The 20,757-nt window shown below is 71.8% G+C and carries 20 protein-coding genes; 12 read left to right on the plus strand and 8 right to left on the minus strand.

The window, feature by feature from the left end; translation table 11 throughout:
* Positions 1-67: 67 nt before the first annotated feature.
* Positions 68-1,219: an NADH-quinone oxidoreductase subunit D gene (locus tag KBY47_RS29900; protein ID WP_210926548.1), complete on the minus strand. Its 1,152-nt coding sequence runs from the start codon at positions 1,217-1,219 to the stop codon at positions 68-70.
* Positions 1,220-1,250: 31 nt separating this feature from the next.
* On the opposite strand from KBY47_RS29900, the gene KBY47_RS29905 reads away from it, so the two are divergent.
* Together KBY47_RS29905 and KBY47_RS29910 are read left to right on the plus strand one after the other, a co-directional pair.
* Positions 1,251-1,775 (plus strand): PH domain-containing protein, encoded by a 525-nt coding sequence (locus tag KBY47_RS29905; protein WP_210926555.1) that lies wholly within the window; start codon positions 1,251-1,253, stop codon positions 1,773-1,775.
* The gene (locus tag KBY47_RS29910) at positions 1,772-3,133 is read left to right on the plus strand and encodes a PH domain-containing protein (RefSeq protein WP_210926564.1); all 1,362 of its coding nucleotides are present in this window, start codon (positions 1,772-1,774) and stop codon (positions 3,131-3,133) included. The genes KBY47_RS29905 and KBY47_RS29910 overlap by 4 nt, the downstream gene beginning before the upstream one ends.
* A 27-nt stretch (positions 3,134-3,160) precedes the next feature.
* On the opposite strand, the gene KBY47_RS29915 is transcribed toward KBY47_RS29910, so the two are convergent.
* On the minus strand, positions 3,161-4,666 hold the full coding sequence (locus tag KBY47_RS29915) for a hypothetical protein (protein ID WP_210926566.1): 1,506 nt from the start codon (positions 4,664-4,666) through the stop codon (positions 3,161-3,163).
* A gap of 186 nt (positions 4,667-4,852) precedes the next feature.
* On the opposite strand from KBY47_RS29915, the gene folP reads away from it, so the two are divergent.
* The 5 genes from folP (at position 4,853) to KBY47_RS29940 (ending at position 8,018) form a co-directional block, all read left to right on the plus strand.
* Positions 4,853-5,743, plus strand: a complete 891-nt coding sequence (folP, locus tag KBY47_RS29920; RefSeq protein WP_210926568.1) for a dihydropteroate synthase — start codon at positions 4,853-4,855, stop codon at positions 5,741-5,743.
* The gene (locus KBY47_RS29925) at positions 5,740-6,252 is read left to right on the plus strand and encodes a nuclear transport factor 2 family protein (protein WP_210926571.1); all 513 of its coding nucleotides are present in this window, start codon (positions 5,740-5,742) and stop codon (positions 6,250-6,252) included. Before folP ends, KBY47_RS29925 begins: the two co-directional genes overlap by 4 nt.
* A gap of 248 nt (positions 6,253-6,500) precedes the next feature.
* Complete coding sequence (gene folB, locus KBY47_RS29930; RefSeq protein WP_374103129.1) at positions 6,501-6,860, plus strand: dihydroneopterin aldolase; 360 nt, start codon at positions 6,501-6,503, stop codon at positions 6,858-6,860.
* On the plus strand, positions 6,857-7,468 hold the full coding sequence (folK, locus tag KBY47_RS29935; protein WP_210926575.1) for a 2-amino-4-hydroxy-6-hydroxymethyldihydropteridine diphosphokinase: 612 nt from the start codon (positions 6,857-6,859) through the stop codon (positions 7,466-7,468). The genes folB and folK overlap by 4 nt, the downstream gene beginning before the upstream one ends.
* A 61-nt stretch (positions 7,469-7,529) precedes the next feature.
* Positions 7,530-8,018 carry a DUF3180 domain-containing protein gene (locus KBY47_RS29940; RefSeq protein WP_210926576.1) on the plus strand — a complete coding sequence of 163 codons (489 nt, stop codon included), beginning with the start codon at positions 7,530-7,532 and terminating at the stop codon, positions 8,016-8,018.
* 53 nt (positions 8,019-8,071) lie between these two features.
* On the opposite strand, the gene folE is transcribed toward KBY47_RS29940, so the two are convergent.
* From folE to dacB, 6 genes are all read right to left on the minus strand, one after another.
* Entirely contained in the window at positions 8,072-8,677 is a 606-nt protein-coding gene (gene folE, locus KBY47_RS29945; protein WP_210926577.1) for a GTP cyclohydrolase I FolE, read from the minus strand.
* 152 nt (positions 8,678-8,829) lie between these two features.
* Positions 8,830-10,869, minus strand: coding sequence for an ATP-dependent zinc metalloprotease FtsH (ftsH, locus tag KBY47_RS29950; RefSeq protein ID WP_210926578.1), 2,040 nt, complete (start codon positions 10,867-10,869; stop codon positions 8,830-8,832).
* 207 nt (positions 10,870-11,076) lie between these two features.
* Positions 11,077-11,637, minus strand: coding sequence for a hypoxanthine phosphoribosyltransferase (hpt, locus tag KBY47_RS29955; RefSeq protein WP_210926608.1), 561 nt, complete (start codon positions 11,635-11,637; stop codon positions 11,077-11,079).
* 83 nt (positions 11,638-11,720) lie between these two features.
* Complete coding sequence (gene tilS, locus KBY47_RS29960) at positions 11,721-12,746, minus strand: tRNA lysidine(34) synthetase TilS (protein ID WP_210926580.1); 1,026 nt, start codon at positions 12,744-12,746, stop codon at positions 11,721-11,723.
* 193 nt (positions 12,747-12,939) lie between these two features.
* Positions 12,940-14,073 (minus strand): zinc-dependent metalloprotease, encoded by a 1,134-nt coding sequence (locus KBY47_RS29965; RefSeq protein ID WP_210926583.1) that lies wholly within the window; start codon positions 14,071-14,073, stop codon positions 12,940-12,942.
* Positions 14,074-14,161: 88 nt separating this feature from the next.
* Complete coding sequence (gene dacB, locus KBY47_RS29970; protein ID WP_210926585.1) at positions 14,162-15,769, minus strand: D-alanyl-D-alanine carboxypeptidase/D-alanyl-D-alanine-endopeptidase; 1,608 nt, start codon at positions 15,767-15,769, stop codon at positions 14,162-14,164.
* 79 nt (positions 15,770-15,848) lie between these two features.
* On the opposite strand from dacB, the gene KBY47_RS29975 reads away from it, so the two are divergent.
* The 5 genes from KBY47_RS29975 (at position 15,849) to KBY47_RS29995 (ending at position 20,689) form a co-directional block, all read left to right on the plus strand.
* Positions 15,849-16,340, plus strand: coding sequence for an inorganic diphosphatase (locus KBY47_RS29975; protein WP_210926587.1), 492 nt, complete (start codon positions 15,849-15,851; stop codon positions 16,338-16,340).
* A gap of 166 nt (positions 16,341-16,506) precedes the next feature.
* Positions 16,507-18,186 carry a threonine/serine exporter ThrE family protein gene (locus KBY47_RS29980; RefSeq protein WP_210926590.1) on the plus strand — a complete coding sequence of 560 codons (1,680 nt, stop codon included), beginning with the start codon at positions 16,507-16,509 and terminating at the stop codon, positions 18,184-18,186.
* Between the two features lie 61 nt (positions 18,187-18,247).
* Positions 18,248-18,889: a PadR family transcriptional regulator gene (locus KBY47_RS29985; RefSeq protein WP_210926592.1), complete on the plus strand. Its 642-nt coding sequence runs from the start codon at positions 18,248-18,250 to the stop codon at positions 18,887-18,889.
* Between the two features lie 73 nt (positions 18,890-18,962).
* The gene (locus tag KBY47_RS29990) at positions 18,963-19,931 is read left to right on the plus strand and encodes an ATP-binding cassette domain-containing protein (protein WP_210926594.1); all 969 of its coding nucleotides are present in this window, start codon (positions 18,963-18,965) and stop codon (positions 19,929-19,931) included.
* Positions 19,928-20,689, plus strand: coding sequence for an ABC transporter permease (locus tag KBY47_RS29995; protein ID WP_308405339.1), 762 nt, complete (start codon positions 19,928-19,930; stop codon positions 20,687-20,689). The genes KBY47_RS29990 and KBY47_RS29995 overlap by 4 nt, the downstream gene beginning before the upstream one ends.
* Positions 20,690-20,757: the final 68 nt, after the last annotated feature.

Genomic DNA, 20,757 nt, shown 5'->3' on the forward strand with positions numbered 1-20,757 from the left:
AAGCCGCGGCGGTCGAGCGGCTGCGCCATTTCGCGGGACGCCACCGCGGCCGCCGCGCTACTTGTCGCTACTTGTCGATGTCCCCGACCACGAAGAACAGCGACCCCAGGATCGCCACCATGTCCGCGACCAGCGTCCCCGGCAGCAGTTCCGTCAGCGCCTGGATGTTGTTGTAGGAGGCGGAGCGCAGCTTCAGCCGGTACGGCGTCTTGTCGCCCTTGCTGACCAGGTAGTAGCCGTTGATGCCGAGCGGGTTCTCGGTCCACGCGTAGGTGTGTCCCTCGGGTGCCTTCAGCACCTTGGGCAGCCGCTGGTTGACCGGCCCGGGCGGGAGGTCCGCGAGCCGGTCGAGGCAGGCGTCGGCGAGGTCGAGCGAGTTGTGCGTCTGGTCCAGCAGGCACTCGAAGCGGGCGAGACAGTCACCCTCCTGACGGGTGACGACCCGCAGCACGTCCTGGAGTTCCCCGTAGGCGAGGTACGGCTCGTCGCGGCGCAGGTCGAAGTCGACACCCGAGGCACGCGCGATGGGCCCGCTCACGCCGTACGCGTGCGCCGTCTCGGGGGCGAGGACGCCCACGCCCCGCGTGCGCCCCCGGAAGATCTCGTTGCCGATCACCAGTTCGTCGAAGACGTCCATCCGTGAGCGCACGGCGGCCACGGCGGCACGCGCGCGTGCGGTCCATCCGGCCGGGAGGTCCTCCTTGAGGCCGCCGACGCGGTTGAACATGTAGTGCATCCGGCCGCCGGAGACCTCCTCCATCACGTTCTGGAGGGTCTCGCGCTCCCGGAACGCGTAGAAGACCGGTGTGATCCCGCCCAGCTCCAGCGGGTACGACCCGAGGAACATCAGGTGGTTCAGCATCCGGTTCAGCTCGGCCAGCAGCGTCCGCGTCCACACCGCGCGCGTGGGCACCTCCATGCCGAGCATCCGCTCCACGGCGATGACCACGCCCAGCTCGTTGGAGAACGCCGACAGCCAGTCGTGCCGGTTGGCGAGCATGATGATCTGCCGGTAGTCGCGGGCCTCGAAGAGCTTCTCCGCGCCGCGGTGCATGTACCCGATCACGGGCTCCGCGCTGGTGACGCGCTCCCCGTCCAGCGTCAGCCGCAGCCGCAGCACCCCGTGCGTCGACGGGTGCTGCGGTCCGATGTTGAGCACCATGTCGGTGCTCTCCGCGGCGCCGCCGATCCCGACCATGGTCTCCGTCGTAGGAGTCATGGACACAGTCTCTCCTACGTACGCTTGCGGCATGGAGACGGGGAGCCCGGCGAACAGCCCGGAGAGCACCGAGTACGGCGGGACGGCGGGGGCCGAGCCGCAGTGGACCGGCCTGCCGCCGGGACTGCTGCGCATGCGACGGCTGTTGCTGGTGGTGTGGCTGGGGCTGCTGACCCTGGCGGCCGCACTGCTGCCCGGCCTGCTCGCGGGCCCCGCGTGGGCAGCCCTCGCCCTGCTGCCGCTGGCGCTGGCGGCCTGGGGCTGGGTCATGCTCGGCCGCAACTGGCGCTCCTGGCGGTACGCCGAGCGCGTCGACGACCTGCTGATCAGCCGGGGCGTGCTGTGGCGGGCGACCACGGTGGTGCCGTACGGGCGGATGCAGCTGGTGGAGGTCACCTCCGGGCCCGTGGAACGGCACTTCGGGCTGGCCAGCGTCCAGCTGCACACGGCGGCCGCCGCGACCGACGCCACCATTCCCGGGCTCGACCCGGCCGAGGCGGAACGGCTCCGCGACCGGCTCACCGAGCTGGGCGAGGCCCGATCGGCGGGGCTGTGACGACGCCGGCCACGGACGACAGGCCGCACGAGGTGACCGAGCGGCGGCTGCACCCCGTCACCCCGCTCAGGCGGGCCTGGGCGCCCGTCGCGGTGCTCATCGGGTGGGCGCTGCACGACCCGGACCAGGCGCAGCGCCAGCTGGCCCGGCTGACGACGACCACCCTGCTGCTCGCGCTCGCCGTGCTGGTCCCGGCCGCCGCCCTCTACGGCTTCCTGACGTGGTGGTACACCCACTTCGCGGTCACCGACACCGAACTGCGCATCCGCACCGGCCTGTTGTTCCGGCGCACCGCGCACATCCGGCTGGAGCGCATCCAGGCGGTCGACGTCACCCAGCCGCTGCTCGCGCGGGTCGCCGGTGTCGCCAAACTCAAACTCGACGTCATCGGCACGGACAAGAAGGACGAACTCGCCTTCCTGGGCGAGAAGGAGGCCCGTGCCCTGCGCGCCGAACTGCTCGCGCGCGCGGCCGGTTTCGCGCCGGAGACCGCCCATCAGGTCGGTGAGGCACCGGCCCGGCAGCTGCTGCGGGTGCCGCCGCGCGTGCTCGCCGTCTCGCTGCTGCTGACCGGCGCCACCTGGGGCACGCTGGCCGCCGCCGTCGTCGTACCGCCCGTGCTGTGGCTGGTCACCGGCAGTGTGTGGACGGTCCTCGCGGTGGGCCTGCCGCTGCTCGGCGCGGCGGGCGCGAGCAGTGTGGGGCGGTTCGTCGCCGAGTACGACTGGACGGTGAGCGACTCCCCGGACGGGCTGCGCATCGACCGGGGGCTGCTCGACCGGGTGCACGAGACGGTGCCGCCGGGGCGGGTGCAGACCGTGCGGATAGTGGAGCCGCTGCTGTGGCGGCGCTGGGCGTCGCCCGGTCCGGACGGCTCCGGGAGCGGCGGCGGCTGGGTGCGGGTCGAGCTGGACGTGGCCGGTTCGTCCAACTCCCTGCTCGTCCCGGTCGCCCCGCGCGAGGTCGCCGAGTCCATCGTGGCCCGGGTGCTGCCCGGGGTGACCGTGCCGCCGCGGGCGTCACTGTCCCGGCCGCCGCGGCGGGCGGGCCGGTGCGTGCCGCTGTGGTGGCGGGGGTACGGCTTCGGCGCGTCCGACGCCGTGTTCGCCGCCCGGCACGGGCTGCTGCGCCGCAGCCTCGCCCTGGTGCCGCACGCGAAGGTCCAGAGCGTCCGCCTCACCCAGGGCCCCTGGCAGCGCCTCTGGGGGCTCACGGACGTCCATGTGGACACGGGGGCCAACAAGACCGTCACGGCCCGCCTGCGGGACGCTCAGGAGGCCAGGGAGATCCTCCACGACCAGGCCGAGCGCTCCCGCACGGGCCGCCGGGACGCGCTGCCGGACCGCTGGATGGCGTGACCGTCGCCGTCGGCGGCCGGGCGTCGCTCAGGAGGCCGCGGTGCGCAGGCCCTCCACATCGATGTGCTCGGTCTCGTCGTGGGCGGTCAGGTCGATCACCTGACCGGCCGCGCGCGTGCCCTCGTCCGCGGGCTTGAACTGCGCCTCGGCCTCCGCCTTGTGCAGGTCAAGGGCCTCCTGTCCGACGACGTCGGCGAGGTCCTCGTTCTGCACGCCGGCCTCCAGCGCGTCGCCCCCGGACTTCGTGCCGAAGAAGTCGAACCCGCCCTCGGTCGTGGGACGCCGCACGGGCGCGCTCGCCGGTACGACGGCCACCGCGGTCGGCACCGTGAAGTGCCCGCCGGGCTGCCGCGCGGGCGGGGCCGGACGGGCACCCTGTGCGTCGGCGGGCTCGGCGGCGTTCGTGCGCTGCTCGGCGGGGGCGGGGGCGGTTGCTGGGGCGGCGGCCGCGCGCTGGTGCCCGTCGGCCGCCTCGGGCTTCCCCTTGGCCTCGGCCTCCTGGGCATCGGCTTCGCGGGCATCGGCGTCACGGGCGTGGGCTTCGTGGACGTCGGCCCGCTGCGCCGTGGCCTCGCGCGTGTCCGTCGTCCGCTTCGCCGCGGGCGTCCGCGAGTTGTCCGACGTGTCGTGCTCCCGCTCCCGCGGCTCACCCTGCGACTGCTCCGGCCCCGCCGCCTCGGACTTCCCCGCGTCGGTCTCCTGGACCTCGCCGGTCGGGGCGTCGGCCGTGGACGCCACGCCCTTCACTGCCTGGTCCATCAGGGCTTCGCCCTTCGGCGCCTCGCCCTTCGGCCCGTCACCCTGCGGTCCGTCGCCCTCCGGCCCGTCAGCCTCCGGCCCGTCGCCCTGGACCGCGTCCCCCGGCGTCCCGTCGTCGGCCGCCGCGGCGGAGCCGTCCTCCCGCGCGGGCGCGTCACCGGCGAGCCGTGCCAGCGCCGCGTTCGCACGCAGGAACAGCTGCGAGCCCTCCGGCGAGAAGAGGCCGGAAATCGCCGTTTCCTCGACCGGTTCGGCCTCCTCCGCCACGGGTTCCGGCTCCACGGCCACGGGTGCGGGCGGCAGCGCGGGCGCCGGGACGGTCGCCTCGATCTCCAGCAGACGGCGGCCCTCGAGGGCGCTCGCCCGCTCGGTCTCGGCGGTGGCGTACCGCCGCAGCAGCCCCGCGTGCTCGTTGCGCAGGCCCTGCAACTCGGCGCGCTTGGACCGCAGTCGCTGCTCGAGTTTGACGCGCAGTTCGCGCGATTCGTCGAGATCGGTCTCCAGTTCGGCGATCCGTTCCTCGAAACGCCACTCGTCGCTCGCTCGCGCACGCGTGAGGTCAGCCACCTGTTTACCGGCCTGTATGTCCCAGCGGCGCATGATGAACGCGCCGGTCACCGCCGTCAGCGCGGCGGCCCCGGCCAGACCGCGGAGCACGCCCGGTTCGGTGAACACCCAGGGACCAAGTGCGCAGACGAGGGAGACGCCTGCGATCGCCGACGGCGGCAGCAGCCTGTGCAAAGGCGGGGAATGGCGGTGACGTCCACGTGGCATGGCCAGAAACTTACCGCGCGTACGCGAATCGTGGTGGCCCGGGCCGTAAAAACAAAGCCACGATGACGACTTCGAACGATCCGTGAATTCCACACGAGATCAATCAAGATCATTTCACAAGGTCATCCGGTCGTCATTGATCAAGCCGCTGCTGAACGGCGGCCCGGTCGGGCCTACGCTGAATGTATGAGCGAGCTGAGCGGACGCGGACATGTCGCGGGTCTACCGGAGTGGGACCGCTGCGCGGTCATGGGGGTCGTGAACGTGACCCCCGACTCCTTCTCGGACGGCGGCCGCTGGTTCGACACGACCGCCGCCATCAAGCACGGCCTCGACCTGGTCGCCGAGGGCGCCGACCTGGTCGACGTCGGCGGCGAGTCCACCCGCCCCGGCGCCACCCGGGTCGACGAAACCGAAGAACTCCGCCGGGTCGTCCCCGTCGTCCGCGGCCTCGCCTCCGAGGGCGTCGTCATCTCCGTCGACACGATGCGCGCCTCCGTCGCCGAGCAGGCCCTCGCGGCCGGTGCCGCCCTGGTCAACGACGTCAGCGGCGGCCTCGCCGACCCCGCGATGATCCCCGTCGTTGCCGAGGCGGACGCCCCGTTCGTCGTCATGCACTGGCGGGGCTTCCTGGAAGGCGGCAACGTCAGGGGGGTGTACGACGACGTGGTCACCGAAGTCGTGGACGAACTCCACGCGCGCGTGGAGGCCGTCCTGGCGGGCGGCATCGCCCCGGACCGCATCGTCGTCGACCCCGGCCTCGGCTTCTCCAAGGACGGCACCCACGACCTGGCCCTGCTCGCCGCCCTGGACCGACTGCGCGCCCTGGGCCACCCGCTGCTCGTCGCCGCCTCCCGCAAGCGGTTCCTCGGCCGGGTCCTGGCCGGTCCCGGGGGTGCCCCGCCGCCCGCGCGGGAGCGCGACGCCGCCACGGCCGCCGTCTCGGCCCTCGCGGCGCACGCCGGGGCGTGGGCGGTCCGGGTGCACGAGGTGCGCGCGACGGCGGACGCGGTACGCGTCGCCCGCGCCATCGAGGGAGCCCGCGCCCCGCAGCACGACACCGAGGGAGCCCTGTGAGCGCCCCCCACACCGACGTCGAGCAGGTCGAACTCGCCAACACGGCCTTCTACGAGGCACTGGAGCGCGGCGACTTCGAGGAGGTGTCCGCCCTCTGGCTCACCCCCGCCGACCTGGGCGTCGACGAGACCTACCACGACCCCGCGGACACCGGTGTGGTCTCCTGCGTGCACCCGGGCTGGCCGGTGCTGACCGGGCGGGGCGAGGTCCTGCGGTCGTACGCGCTGATCATGGCGAACACCGACTACATCCAGTTCTTCCTCACCGATGTGCATGTCTCCGTCACCGGCGACACCGCCCTGGTGACCTGCACCGAGAACATCCTCAGCGGCGGGCCAGCCCCCCAGGGCGACGACGAGCTGGGTCCGCTCGTCGGCCAGCTCGTGGTCGCCACGAACGTGTTCCGGCGCACCCCCGAGGGGTGGAAGCTCTGGTCGCACCACGCCTCGCCGGTGCTCACCGAGAACACCGAGAACACGGAGTCCGAGGACGACGACACGCCCTCCTGAGTGGGTAGGCGGGATCACAGGGGCACGACGTGGTTGGAATCACGGCGCCCCGGGTATGGGCGGCTACCAACCTGTGAGCCGCCGGGTTCCCCGGGGGAAACACTCCGTGAATCCTCCCGGCCCCGGTCCGGGCCCGCGCCCCCGTGGCCCGGCCCTGTCAGTGCCCGCAGGTAGATTCGTCCGAGGCCGGTGTACCGCCCGCACCCGGTACCGACCGGCCGCAACCGACGATTGCAGGAGTGATTCGCGTGGATCGTGTCGCGCTGCGCGGCCTGAGGGCTCGCGGGCACCACGGGGTGTTCCCCGAGGAACGCGAGGAGGGGCAGACCTTCGTCGTGGACCTCGTCCTGGGCCTGGACACCCGGCCGGCCGCGGCCGACGACGACCTGACGAAGACCGTGCACTACGGCATCGTGGCCGAGGAGGTCGTGGCCGTCGTCGAGGGCGAGCCCGTCAACCTCATCGAGACGCTCGCCGAGCGCATCGCCCGGACCTGTCTGAAGCACGAAGCGGTCGAGGAGGTCGAGGTCCGCGTCCACAAACCGGACGCGCCGATCACGGTGCCCTTCGACGACGTGACCGTCACGATCACCCGGAGCCGAGTATGACCGCGTTCTTCACCGGGGGTCACAGCGACCCGACCGTACAGCCGGTGCCCGCCTCCGTCGTCGAGAAGGTGGACGCCGCCGACACCACCCTGCACAACCCCCAGCGCGCGGTGCTCTCCCTCGGCTCCAACCTGGGCAACCGCCTGGAGAACCTCCAGGGCGCCGTGGACGCCCTCGCCGACACCCCCGGCCTGCGCGTCAAGGCCGTCTCCCCGGTGTACGAGACGGAGCCGTGGGGCGTCGAGCCAGGCAGCCAGCCCTCGTACTACAACGCGGTCGTGGTCCTGAAGACCACCCTTCCCCCGTCCTCCCTGCTGGAGCGGGCGCACGCGGTCGAGGAGGCCTTCCACCGGGTCCGCGACGAGCACTGGGGCCCGCGCACCCTCGACGTCGACATCGTCGCCTACGCCGATGCCGTCTCCGACGACCCGCAGCTCACCCTGCCCCACCCGCGCGCCCATGAACGCGCCTTCGTCCTCGCCCCCTGGCACGACATCGACCCCGACGCCCAGCTGCCCGGCCGCGGCCCCGTAGCCGATCTGCTGGGCACGGTCACCAGGGAAGGCGTCGCCCCGCGCGTGGACCTGGAACTCCGGCTGCCGGAATAGTCGTTAAGGTCAAGACGACCGGGCCACGGTCGGTGAGAGCCGGGGGAGCTGAAGGGACACCGTGAGAGAACTGCGCATCAGGGTGCTGGTAGGCGTGTTCGTCGTCGCCGGTGTCCTGTCCTGGGCGGGCGCCCGCCTCTGGAACTCCGTCGGGACCCTCCCCAGCGTCCCCCTGGCCGCCCCCATCGTGCTGGCCCTGATCGCCGTGGTCCTGCTCGCCACGGCGCTCTCGCTGCGCGCCCGGCTCAGGGCCCAGCGCGAGCGGCGCCCCGGCGCCAAGGGCGTCGATCCCCTGATGGCGGCCCGAGCGGTCGTCTTCGGCCAGGCCAGCGCCCTGGTCGCCGCCCTCGTCGCCGGGATGTACGGCGGCACGGGCGTCTTCCTGCTGGAGTCCCTCGACATCCCCGCCCGCCGTGACCAGGCCATCTACGCCGGGCTCTCGGTGGTGGCGAGCATCGGCGTGATAGCGGCGGCGATCTTCCTGGAGCATGTCTGCAAGCTCCCGGAGGACGACGACAACGACACCGCGGGGACGGCACCGGCGGCCTGAGACCAGCCGGGCCCGAGCCCACGGGCCCTCTCCTCGGAGTCGCCCGGCCCGCGTCAGCGCGCCATGATCAGGCTCATCGCCTCGGCGCGGGTCGCCGCGTCCCGCAGCTGACCGCGCACCGCCGAGGTGATGGTCTGCGCACCCGGCTTGCGAATCCCCCGCATCGACATGCACATGTGCTCGCACTCGACCACGACGATCACCCCACGCGGCTCCAGGATCTCCATCAGGGAGTCCGCGATCTGCGTGGTGAGCCGTTCCTGCACCTGCGGCCGACGGGCGTAGACATCCACCAGCCGCGCCAGCTTCGACAGCCCGGTGATCTTGCCGGTGGTGGCCGGAATGTAACCCACGTGCGCGACGCCCCTGAAGGGCACCAGGTGGTGCTCACAGGTCGAGTACACCTCGATGTCCTTCACCAGCACCATCTCGTCGTGCCCGATGTCGAACGTCGTGGTCAGCACGTCCTCGGGCTGCTGCCACAGCCCCGCGAATATCTCCTTGTACGCCCGCGCCACCCGCGCCGGCGTCTCCCTGAGGCCCTCACGGTCCGGGTCCTCGCCGACCGCGATCAGCAGTTCGCGTACGGCGTTCTCGGCACGCTTCTCGTCGAACTCGCCGATGGTGCCCTCGCCGTCCAGCGTCACGGGGTCGGTCATGTGGTGCCTCGTTCCTCTGCCTGTCACGCGTGCGGACCACGCGTCCGATCTGCGGATACACGGAAATGCCGCGCCCCCCAGGCTAGAACCTGGGGGGCGCGGCATCCATTCCTGGCCAAGTGAGGTGACCCTCACCCGGCCGGAACGGGGTGTCAGCTGTCGGAACGGTCCTCGGGGGCCGGTTCGGCCACCGGGGCGGGCTCCGTGGCGGTGCTCTTGGCGGTGCTGATCGCCGCCGGGGCGCCGTTGGCCCCGTTCGTCAGTGCCAGCTCCTTCGGGGAGAGCACCGGCGGACGAGTGGAGGGCGTACGGCGCGACGAGCCGGTCCACGCGGGCCGCGGCGGGCGCTTGACGATCGGGGCGAAGATCTCGGCGATCTCCTCCTTGCCCAGCGTCTCCCTCTCCAGGAGCGCGAGGACGAGGTTGTCGAGGACGTCACGGTTCTCGACCAGGATCTCCCACGCCTCGTTGTGCGCGGTCTCGATGAGCTTCTTGACCTCTTCGTCGACCAGCGCGGCGACCTCCTCGGAGTAGTCGCGCTGGTGAGCCATCTCACGGCCCAGGAACGGCTCGCTGTTGTCGCCGCCGAACTTGATGGCGCCGAGCCGCTCGGTCATGCCGTACTGCGTGACCATGGCGCGGGCCAGGCCGGTGGCCTTCTCGATGTCGTTCGCGGCGCCCGTCGTCGGGTCGTGGAAGACCAGTTCCTCGGCCGCGCGGCCGCCCAGCATGTAGGCCAGCTGGTCGAGCATCTCGTTGCGCGTGGTCGAGTACTTGTCCTCGTCCGGCAGGACCATGGTGTAGCCCAGGGCCCGCCCTCTGGAGAGGATCGTGATCTTGTGGACCGGGTCGGAGTTCGGTGAGGCCGCCGCGACCAGGGCGTGTCCGCCCTCGTGGTACGCGGTGATCTTCTTCTCCTTGTCCGACATGATCCGCGTCCGCTTCTGCGGACCGGCCACGACGCGGTCGATCGCCTCGTCGAGCATCTTGTTGTCGATCAGCTTCTGGTCGCTGCGGGCCGTCAGCAGGGCGGCCTCGTTCAGCACGTTCGCCAGGTCGGCACCGGTCATGCCAGGCGTACGGCGGGCGACGGCCGACAGGTCGACGTCGGGGGCGACCGGCTTGCCCTTCTGGTGGACCTTGAGGATCTCCATCCGGCCCTGCATGTCCGGGCGGTCGACGGCGATCTGCCGGTCGAAGCGGCCGGGGCGCAGCAGCGCCGGGTCGAGGATGTCGGGCCGGTTCGTCGCGGCGATGAGGATCACACCGCCCTTGACGTCGAAGCCGTCCATCTCGACCAGCAACTGGTTCAGGGTCTGCTCGCGCTCGTCGTGACCGCCGCCGAGCCCGGCGCCGCGGTGGCGGCCGACGGCGTCGATCTCGTCGACGAAGACGATCGCCGGGGCGTTCGCCTTGGCCTGCTCGAACAGGTCACGGACCCGGGAGGCACCGACACCGACGAACATCTCGACGAAGTCGGAACCGGAGATCGAGTAGAAGGGGACGCCCGCCTCACCGGCGACGGCACGCGCGAGCAGCGTCTTGCCGGTACCAGGGGGGCCGTACAGCAGCACGCCCTTGGGGATCTTGGCGCCGACGGCCTGGAACTTCGCCGGCTCCTGGAGGAACTCCTTGATCTCGTGGAGTTCCTCGACGGCCTCCTCCGACCCCGCGACGTCCGCGAACGTCGTCTTCGGGGTGTCCTTGGTGATGAGCTTGGCCTTCGACTTGCCGAAGTTCATCACTCGCGAGCCGCCGCCCTGCATCTGATTCATCAGGAACAGGAAGACGACGACGATGAGGACGAAGGGGAGCAGCGAGAGCAGCACGCCCACGAACGGGTTCTGCTTGGACGGCGAGACCGTGTAGCCGTCCGGGATCTGGTTGTCCTGGAACTTGGTTTGCAGTGTCTGGGCGAGGGTCACGCCCTGATCGCCGATGTAGCTCGCCTGGATCTTCGAGCTGTCCTCGATCTTTTCGCCGTCCTTGAGCTGGACCTTGATGGTCTGCTCGTCGCCGGTGGTCAGCTTGGCCGATTCGACCCTGTTGTCATTGATCGCCTGGACGACCTGGCCGGTGTCCACCGTCTTGTAGCCGCCGGACGAGCCGACGACCTGCATCAACACGACCACGGCAAGGACGGCCAGCACGATCCACATGACCGGCCCACGGAAGTATCGCTTCACGTCCATCCATACGGAGCGGTGCCGCCCCGTCCCTCCTGCCATAGTGAGTTTGATAAGACAGTTCTTCTGACGGTACCCCAGCATTGTGGCCCCAAGCCGCGCGGGACAGCTGGCGAACCCGTCTGCATGCTCCAACGGCGCTGGGGCCGCCGGGGTTCCCGATCTTCGTACGTGCTGGGCCCTTCGAGTCAGCCCCGGGCGCCGACCCCGGGCTCAGCCGCCGTAGACGTGGGGCGCGAGAGTACCGACGAACGGGAGATTGCGGTACTTCTCGGCGTAGTCGAGGCCGTAGCCGACGACGAACTCGTTGGGGATGTCGAAGCCGACCCACTCCACGTCGATGGCGACCTTGGCGGCGTCCGGCTTGCGCAGCAGGGTGCACACCTTCAGCGACTCCGGCTCGCGCGAGCCGAGGTTGGACAGCAGCCAGGACAGGGTCAGGCCGGAGTCGATGATGTCCTCGACGATCAGGACGTGCTTGCCCTTGATGTCGGTGTCCAGGTCCTTGAGGATCCGCACGACACCGGAGGACTGGGTGCCCGCGCCGTAGGAGGACACGGCCATCCAGTCCATGGTGACGGGGGTGGACAGCGCCCGCGCGAGGTCGGCCATGACCATCACCGCGCCCTTGAGGACGCCGACGATCAGCAGGTCCTTGCCCGCGTACTCCGCGTCGATCTTCGCGGCCAGCTCGATGAGCTTCGCGTCGATCTCTTCCTTGGTGATGAGCACCTGCTGGAGGTCGGCACCCATGTCTTTCGCGTCCACCCGCATCACTTTCGGTCGTCCCACCGGCCGTCCGGCCGCTCCTCGACTTCACCGAGGGGCGACCGGTGCCCTCCCCGGAGGGAGGAGTTTCAGCCTTGCCGAATCACCAGTCTGCCACCCTGACGCTGGGCGACGACTTTGCCGGGGAGATTGATGGCCCCCTGACCACGCCATCCGGTGATCAGGCGGTCGACTTCCTCGATGTGCCGGGCGAACAGCGAACCGGCCGGGGCACCGGCCTCGATGGCGGCGCGGCGCAGGACTCGGCGGCGTACGGCGGGCGGCAGGGCGTAGAGCTTGGCGCACTCCAGCCGGCCCGTGGCGTCGCGGACACTGGCCTCGGCCTGGCTGGCCCAGGCGTCGAGGGCGTCGGCGTCGTCCCGGGAGAGCTGGGCCGTCCGGGCGAGCGCCTCGACGACGCCCTTGCCGAGCGCCTTCTCCAGGGCGGGCAGGCCCTCGTGCCGCAGCCTGGACCTGGTGTAGGCGGGATCGGCGTTGTGGGGGTCGTCCCAGACGGGGAGGGACTGGACCATGCAGGCCTTGCGGGCGGTCTGCCGGTCGAGCCCGAGGAAGGGCCGCCGGTAACGGCCGCCGGCCCCCGAGACCGCGGCCATTCCGGACAGGGAGCGGATGCCGGAGCCCCGGGCGAGGCCCAGCAGGACGGTTTCGGCCTGGTCGTCGCGGGTGTGGCCGAGCAGCACCGCGCGGGCGCCGTGGCGTTCGGCGGCGGTGTCGAGGGCGGCGTAGCGGGCGTCACGGGCGGCGGCTTCGGGGCCGCCCTCGCGGCCCACCGTCACGGCGGTGGACACGACGGGGTCGAGCCCGAGTTCGCGCAGGCGCTGGACGACCTCGGCGGCGCGCGCGTCGGACTCGGCCTGGAGGCCGTGGTCGACGGTGACGCCGCCCGCGCGGATGCCCAGCTTGGGGGCCTCGAAGGCGAGCGCGGAGGCCAGGGCCATGGAGTCGGCGCCGCCGGAGCACGCCACGAGCACGAGCGGTGAGGGGGGACGCTCGTGGGACGGGACGGCCGGGGTGCGGCGGTGTTCGGTGAGGATGTCGTGGAGGACGCGGCGGACCGCCAGGCGTATCGCCGCGACCGCAGGATGGGGACCCATGTCCGGTTCCCTTCATGAAGTTGTCGGGGGTGAGACCCGAGGTTCGGTCACTCAGAGTGTGTAGATGGTGACAGAACCGTGCGGTTCCCCGAGCATTGCACGCCTACCCATGGCTCACGGTCCCTCGGACGGGTGATTGAAGGGGCGTTTGCCTGCCGTCGGCGGAATTCGGTTCACGACCCGGACACGGTGTTCACCCCTCCGGCTTGCGGTGCACCCGCGCGACCCAGTCCGCCGGTTTGGCGATCTCCGCCTTGGTGGGGAGGGTGTTCGGCGAGGTCCACACGCGGTTGAAACCGTCCATGCCGACCTCGTCCACGACGGCCCGTACGAAGCGTTCGCCGTCGCGGTACTGCCTGAGCTTGGCGTCCAGGCCGAGCAGCTTGCGCAGGGCGAGGTCGAGGCGGGAGGCGCCCTTCGCGCGGCGCTGCTGGAACTTCTCGCGGATCTCCGCGACCGACGGCACGACCGCGGGGCCGACGCCGTCCATCACGAAGTCGGCGTGCCCCTCCAGCAGGGACATCACGGCGGTGAGACGGCCGAGGATCTCCCGCTGGCCCGGGGTCTGCACGATCTCCACGAGGGACCGGCCGCCGTTGTCCTCCTCGCCCTCCGGGCGCCCCCCGGCGAGGCTCTGCGCGGCCTCCCGGATGCGCTCCAGGACGGTCATGGGGTCGACGTCGGTCTCCGCGAGGAACGCCTGGATCTCGCTCTCCAGGTGGTCCCGCAGCCAGGGCACCGCGGTGAACTGGGTGCGGTGCGTCTCCTCGTGCAGACACACCCACAGCCGGAAGTCGTGCGGCTGTACGTCGAGTTCGCGCTCCACGTGGACGATGTTCGGGGCGACCAGCAGGAGCCGGCCGCCGCCGTTCTCACCGGCGGGCAGGTCCCGGGTGGGCGGGGCGAAGGTCTCGTACTGGCCGAGGACGCGGGAGGCCAGGAAGGACAGCAGCATGCCCAGCTCGACGCCGGTGACCTTGCCGCCGACGGCGCCGAGGACGGCGCCGCCGGGGGTGCTGCCGCGCCGCTCCTGCATCTTGTCGAGCAACGGCTTGAGGATCTCGCGGAACCCGGCGACGTTCGCCCGGACCCAGCCGGGGCGGTCGACCACCAGGACGGGGGTGTCGTGGGTCTCCTCGGTGCCCAGACGAGTGAAGCCCCGGACGTGTTCCTCCGAGGCCCTGGCGTGCCGGCGAAGCTCCGCGACGACGGCCCTGGCCTCGTCACGGGTGACCTCGGGGCCCGGCCGTACCAGCCGGGTCGCGGTCGCCACCGCGAGGTTCCAGTCGACCATCCCAGAAGATGCGGCACCACCGATGCTCGTCATGCGTCAACCGTACGTGAGCGCATCCACTTGGGGCAGGCCGTGATGGCCGACAGGGGGTAAGGCGCCTCCGGGACCGCGGCGGGGCGGTTCATCCGCAGCCGCACCCCGCCAGCGCCGTCGCCGCGCGGTCCAGGGCGGCCTGGGCGGCGTACGGGTCGACGGTCTCCGAGGAGAGGAACCCGAAGGCCAGGAGGCGTCCGTCGGCGGTGACGACCGTGCCCGCGAGGGTGTTGACGCCGGTGAGCGTGCCGGTCTTGGCGCGTACGACACCGGCGGCGCCGTCCGTGTAGCGGCTGGTCAGCGTGCCGGTGAACCCGGCCACCGGGAGGCCGGTGAGGGCGGGGCGCAGCTCGGGGCGGGCGGGGTCGGCGGCGGTGACCAGCAGGTCGGTCAGCAGGTCGGCGGAGAGCCGGTTGTCGCGGCTGAGGCCACTGCCGTCCTTGAAGACGGCGCCGTCCAGCGGCAGGCCGAGCTTCTCCAGCTGGGCGTGGATGGCGCGTCCGGCGCCGTCGAAGTCGGGGCGCTGACCGGAGGCGATGGCGGTGTGCCGCGCGAGGTGCTCGGAGAGGTCGTTGTCGCTGTTGGTCAGCATCCGCTCGACGAGGGCGGAGACGGGGGGCGAGGAGACGGCGGCGAGCGTCTCGGCGCGGCCGGTGGCCTTGGAGGGGCCAGGGGCGGTCGACTCGATGCCGTGGTCCTCGAGGAAGCCCGCGAAGGCGCGGGTCGCCTCGGCTGCGGGGTCGGGCACGCGCGGGACGGGCCCGCGCGTGGAGTCGTCGGTACGGCCTTCGTCGGCCATGAGGGGCGTCACGCGCGCGAGGTTGTCGTTCACGCCGATGGTGTGCAGGTCGGTACCGGCGTACAGGGTGGTGTCGTACGACAGCGTCACCTGGCGTACGTCGCGTTCCGCCAGGGCGGCGGCGGTCCTGGCGGCGAGGGTGCGCAGGCTGGCCGAGCCCGCGGCGTCCTCGCGGGCGGTGAGGGTGGGGTCGCCGCCGCCGACGAGGACGAGTTCGCCGGTGTCGGGCTCGTAGGCGGCGCGGGTGGTGAGGCGGTGGTCGGGGCCGAGTGCGGCGAGGGCGGCGACGGCGGTGGGCAGCTTGGTGGTGGAGGCGGGGATGAAGGTTTCTCCGGTGGCGCTGCCGTGGAGCCGCTTGCCGGTGCCCAGGTCGACCACGGAGGCGGCGCGGCGGGCGCCGAGCGCCGGGTCGCCCAGGAGGGGGCCGAGGACCTCGCTGAGGCTCGGGCCGTCCGGCGCGGAGCGCACCGTCTCGGCGCCGAGGCCGGTCAGCACGGACGCGGCGCTGGGCGCGGGGCGCGGGGCACCGGCCGCGGTGTCGGAGCCGCCGGAGCTGTTCGAGCTGTCGGACGTACCGGAATTACGTCCGTGATCTGCGCCACCCGCCTGTTCCGCGGCGACGGCACGGGCCCGCTCGGACGTACGCTGGCCGGAGGAGTCCCAGGGGCCGGCGACGGTCACCGCACCGGCGGTCAGCGCCAGCCCCGCCACGGTGGCTCCGGTCGTGTACCGCCAGGTCGCCGCGCCCTTGACCTGCGGTTTCAGCGCTCGGGTCAGTCGCGTCACCCGCGGCCGGGCGACCCCCACGACCCGGGTGAGCCGGGGACGTACGGCGTCCGCGACCCGCGCCACACGCGGCCTCGCGGCCCGCCAAGGCCTCAGCTCTGGCACGACCACCAGCCCCTTTCGCGATCACACACCTGCGTAGGGGACACTTAACCACCAGAACTGTGTGCTGATCATGGAGGAGCCACCGGTGGAGTTCGACGTCACGATCGAGATCCCGAAGGGTTCGCGCAACAAGTACGAGGTGGACCACGAGACCGGTCGTATCCGCCTGGACCGCCGACTCTTCACCTCGACGACCTACCCGGCCGACTACGGCTTCGTCGAGAACACCCTGGGCGAGGACGGTGACCCGCTGGACGCCCTCGTCATCCTGGACGAGCCGACGTTCCCCGGCTGCCTCATCAAGTGCCGCGCGGTCGGCATGTTCCGGATGACCGACGAGGCGGGCGGCGACGACAAGCTGCTCTGCGTCCCGGCGTCCGACCCGCGCATGGAGCACCTGCGGGACATCCACCACGTCGCGGAGTTCGACCGGCTGGAGATCCAGCACTTCTTCGAGGTCTACAAGGACCTGGAGCCCGGCAAGTCCGTCGAGGGCGCAGACTGGGTCGGTCGCGCGGACGCCGAGGTCGAGCTGGAGAAGTCGTACAAGCGCTTCAAGGAGCAGGGCGGTCACTGAGACCACGTCCTGCCGTTCACGGGCCGCGTGACCCCCTGGGGGTGACGCGGCCCGTCCGCGTGTCCGCGCGCGGCACGCGTGCGTGTCCGTCCGCATGGCTGTGCGCATACTGGGGCAGTCGTTGCCGGGCACAGGAGTCGTACGTCGTACAGGGAGCGCTGCGCAAGTGACGGACGCGGAGGACCGCAAGCCGCATTCCGACGAGGCGAGGAGCGCGTTCGCACCGCCGCCGTCGGTGGACGGTGAGTCGTCGACGACGTCCGAGTTCGCGGTGCCGGTGGGCTTCGACGTCCCCAGGGTCGCCCCCGAGCCGGAGACGACGTCCGAGTTCGCCGTCCCGGACGGGCTCGACGTCCGTCCCGCGGGCGAGCACGAGGGGTCGGCGTTCAGTCCGCCGAGCACCTACAGCACCCGCAGCGCGCCGCCCGCCTTCACCCCGCCGAGCGGTGTGCCGGTCGTCAGCCTCACGAAGGACGCGCCGTGGCAGGTGCGGATGCGCACCATGCTGCGGCTGCCGGTGACGGAACGGCCCGCTCCGGAGCCGGGGCCCAAGACGGAGGAGGGCGGACCGGCCGCCCCGCGCGTGCTCGACCTGACGCTGCGTATCGGGGAGCTGCTGCTGGCGGGCGGCGAGGGCGCGGAGGACGTGGAGGCGGCGATGTTCGCCGTGTGCCGGTCCTACGGCCTGGACCGCTGCGAGCCGAACGTGACCTTCACCCTGCTGTCGATCTCCTACCAGCCGTCCCTGGTCGACGATCCCGTCACCGCCTCGCGGACCGTACGTCGACGGGGCACCGACTACACCCGGCTGGCGGCGGTGTTCCAGCTGGTGGACGACCTGAGTGACCCGGAGGCCCACCTCTCCCTGGAGGAGGCCTACCGGCGGCTCGCGGAGATCCGCCGCAACCGGCACCCTTACCCGACCTGGGTGCTGACCGGGGCGAGCGGGCTGCTCGCGGGCGCGGCCTCGGTGCTGGTCGGCGGTGGGGTGCTGGTCTTCTTCGCGGCGGCGCTGGGCGCCATGCTCGGGGACCGGCTGGCGTGGCTGTGCGCGGGGCGCGGGCTGCCGGAGTTCTACCAGTTCACCGTCGCGGCGATGCCTCCGGCCGCGATAGGCGTCGCGCTGACGCTGGCACACGCCGACGTGAAGGCCTCCGCGGTCATCACCGGTGGGCTGTTCGCGCTGCTGCCCGGGCGGGCCCTGGTGGCGGGTGTGCAGGACGGTCTGACCGGCTTCTACATCACCGCCGCCGCCCGGCTGCTGGAGGTCATGTACTTCTTCGTGGGCATCGTCGTCGGGGTGCTGGTGGTGCTCTACTTCGGCGTCCAGCTGGGCGCCCAGCTCAACCCGGACGCGGCGCTGAGCATCGAGGAACGGCCGCTCTGGCAGCTGGCGGCGTCGATGCTGCTGTCGCTCACCTTCGCGGTGCTGCTCCAGCAGGAACGGTCCACCGTCCTCGCGGTCACCCTCAACGGCGGTGTCGCGTGGGCCGTCTACGGCGCCATGCACTACGCGGGCGATCTGTCGCCCGTCGCCTCCACGGCGGTCGCGGCGGGTCTGGTGGGCCTCTTCGGGCAGTTGCTGTCCCGCTACCGCTACGCCTCCGCGCTGCCTTACACGACGGCCGCCATCGGCCCGCTGCTGCCGGGTTCGGCGACGTACTTCGGTCTGCTGTCGATCGCCCAGAACGACGTCGACAGGGGCCTGGACTCGCTCACCAAGGCCGGTGCGCTCGCCATCGCCATCGCGATCGGGGTCAACCTCGGGTCGGAGATCTCACGCCTCTTCATGCGGGTGGGTTCGCCGGAGGGCCGCAAGGGCGCCAAGCGGACGCGCGGCTTCTGAGCCACGGGCCCGGGGCAGGGCTCCCGGTGCTCCCGCGTGGGCGGGTCATAACCTGGACGGCATGTCAGCGATCCGTCTCCTGGTGCTCGGCGCGGTGCGCCAGCACGGGCGGGCCCACGGCTACCAGGTGCGCAACGACCTGGAGTACTGGGGCGCGCACGAGTGGTCCAACGCCAAGCCCGGCTCGATCTACCACGCCCTGAAACAGATGGCGAAACAGGGCCTGCTGCACGCGCACGAGATCGCCCCGTCGACGGCCGGCGGCCCGCCCCGCACCGAGTACGAGATCACCCCGGCGGGCGACGAGGAGTTCTTCACGCTGCTGCGCGGGGCGCTCGTCGCCTACGACCAGAAGATGGACGTCAAGTCCGCGGCCATCGGCTTCCTCGTGGACCTGCCCAGGGACGAGGCGGTGGCGCTGCTGAAGGAGCGCATCCGGCGCATCGAGGAGTGGCGGGCGGCGGTCACCGAGCACTACGTGCCCGAGTCCGGCCCCGAACAGCTGGGCCACATCGGCGAGATCATGAACCTGTGGGTGCACACGGCCGACGCCGAGGCCGAGTGGACCCGGGGGCTGATCGGCCGCGTCGAGCGCGGGGCGTACACCTTCGCCGGTGAGGGCGAGCCGTTCGTCGGCGTCCTGTCGGAGGGCCAGGAGAACCCGTACGCCACCGGGGAACGGCATCCGGGGGACGCCCACTAATCAAGTTTGACCAGTAGCCCGCGACGGTTTACCCTCGATCACGTAGTCAAGTTTGACTAACTAGGGGGTCATCGTGGCCGACACGGCCATCACCGTCGTGGACGCACACAAGAAGTACGGCGGCAAGAACGGCAGATCCGCACTGGCGGGGCTCGACCTCACCGTCGCCCGCGGCACGGTGCACGGCGTGCTCGGACCCAACGGGGCGGGCAAGACGACCCTGGTCCGCGTCCTGTCCACCCTGCTGCGGCCGGACTCCGGCCGGGTCGAGGTGGCCGGGTACGACGTCCTGACCCGGGCCCGCGAGGTGCGCTTCCGCATCGGCCTGCTCGGCCAGCACGCGGCACTCGACGAGGAACTCGGCGGCCACCAGAACCTGGAGATGTTCGGCCGCCTCTACCACCTGGGCGCCCGCCGCGCCCGCGCCCGCGCGGACGAACTGCTGGACCGCTTCGGTCTCGCGGACACCGGACGCAAGGCGGTCAGGCAGTACAGCGGCGGCATGCGGCGACGGCTCGACCTCGCCGCGTCCCTGATCACCGAACCGGAGGTGCTCTTCCTGGACGAACCCACCACCGGCCTCGACCCGCGCGGCCGCACCGAGGTGTGGACGGCCGTCCGGTCCCTGGTCGGCGGCGGTACGACGGTCCTGCTCACCACCCAGTACCTGGAGGAGGCCGACCAGCTCGCCGACCGCATCTCCGTCGTCGACCGGGGCCGGGTCGTCGCCGAGGGCACCGCAGGCGAACTGAAGGCACTGACGGGCGGCGACCGCATCGACGTCGTCCTGCGCGACGCCGGTCAGCTCGGCGCCGCCGTCGCCCTGCTGCCGGTGCCGAAGGACACCGTCTCCGTCGACCCCGACCGACGGCTGCTCAGCGCCCCCGTCACCGACCGGATGGCCGCGCTCTCCGGCGTCGTACGGGCCCTGGAGGAGGGCGGTGTCGAGGCGGAGGACATCGCCCTGCGCCGCCCCACCCTGGACGAGGTGTTCCTGCACCTCACGGGAGACGACGGCGACCCGGCGAAGGAGGCCGCGTGAACACCTACGCACTGACCGACTCCTGGACCATGACCCGGCGCGAACTCGCCCACTGGGCGCGGCAGCCGGTGCAACTGGCCGTGAACCTGGTCTTCGCCGTGATGCTGCTGCTGATGTTCGGCTATCTGATCGGCGGCGGCCGAGGCGTCAGCGGGCAGTACGTCGACTACCTGGTGCCCGGCATGCTGGCGCTGACCATGGCGTTCGGCCTGGAGAGCACGATGCTGGCCGTCACCCAGGACCTCAACAAGGGCGTCATCGACCGCTTCCGCTCGATGCCCATGACCAGCGGAGCCGTGCTGGTGGGCCGGTCCGCCGCCGACATGCTCCAGTCGGCACTGACCCTGGCCGTGCTCATCGGCGTCGGCCACGCCCTCGGCTGGCGGGCCGACGGCGGGGTGGGGGCGTTCCTCGGCGCGGTCGGACTGCTGCTGCTGTTCCGGTTCGCGATGCTGTGGATCGGCATCGAGCTGGCGCTGGTCGCGGGGAGGCCGGAGATGGTGCAGGCCGTCCAGATCCTGGTCTGGCCGGTCGGCTTCCTCTCCAACGCCATCGCCGAACCCGCCTCGATGCCGGACTGGCTGGGCACGGTCGTCCAGTGGAACCCGATGTCCCAGACCGCCACCGCCGTCCGTGACCTGTTCGGCAACCCCGGCGGGGAGCCGGGCCACGTCTGGGCCGCGGTCGCCTGGCCCCTGGCCCTGCTCGCGGTGTTCTTCCCGCTGGCGGTGCGGAGGTTCGGGCGGCTGAGCAAGTAGGCGGGAGGCGGCGCGGGAGAAGGCACGGGGCGGGGTGGAGCGAGGTGAGGTGGGGCGAGGTGGGGTGG

It is taken from the genome of Streptomyces sp. B93 (assembly GCF_018070565.1).
Lineage (GTDB): Bacteria > Actinomycetota > Actinomycetes > Streptomycetales > Streptomycetaceae > Streptomyces.

Bases quoted from the DNA above. Each gene is read 5' to 3' on its own strand.
- KBY47_RS29905 (WP_210926555.1), top strand. From the start codon at position 1,251: ATGGAGACGGGGAGCCCGGCGAACAGCCCGGAGAGCACCGAGTACGGC.
- KBY47_RS29985 (WP_210926592.1), top strand. From the start codon at position 18,248: ATGTCAGCGATCCGTCTCCTGGTGCTCGGCGCGGTGCGCCAGCACGGG.
- KBY47_RS29900 (WP_210926548.1), bottom strand. From the start codon at position 1,219: ATGACTCCTACGACGGAGACCATGGTCGGGATCGGCGGCGCCGCGGAG.
- folK (WP_210926575.1), top strand. From the start codon at position 6,857: ATGACCGCGTTCTTCACCGGGGGTCACAGCGACCCGACCGTACAGCCG.
- KBY47_RS29965 (WP_210926583.1), bottom strand. From the start codon at position 14,073: ATGACGAGCATCGGTGGTGCCGCATCTTCTGGGATGGTCGACTGGAAC.
- folE (WP_210926577.1), bottom strand. From the start codon at position 8,677: ATGACCGACCCCGTGACGCTGGACGGCGAGGGCACCATCGGCGAGTTC.
- tilS (WP_210926580.1), bottom strand. From the start codon at position 12,746: ATGGGTCCCCATCCTGCGGTCGCGGCGATACGCCTGGCGGTCCGCCGC.
- KBY47_RS29915 (WP_210926566.1), bottom strand. From the start codon at position 4,666: ATGCCACGTGGACGTCACCGCCATTCCCCGCCTTTGCACAGGCTGCTG.
- hpt (WP_210926608.1), bottom strand. From the start codon at position 11,637: ATGCGGGTGGACGCGAAAGACATGGGTGCCGACCTCCAGCAGGTGCTC.
- folP (WP_210926568.1), top strand. From the start codon at position 4,853: ATGAGCGAGCTGAGCGGACGCGGACATGTCGCGGGTCTACCGGAGTGG.
- ftsH (WP_210926578.1), bottom strand. From the start codon at position 10,869: ATGGACGTGAAGCGATACTTCCGTGGGCCGGTCATGTGGATCGTGCTG.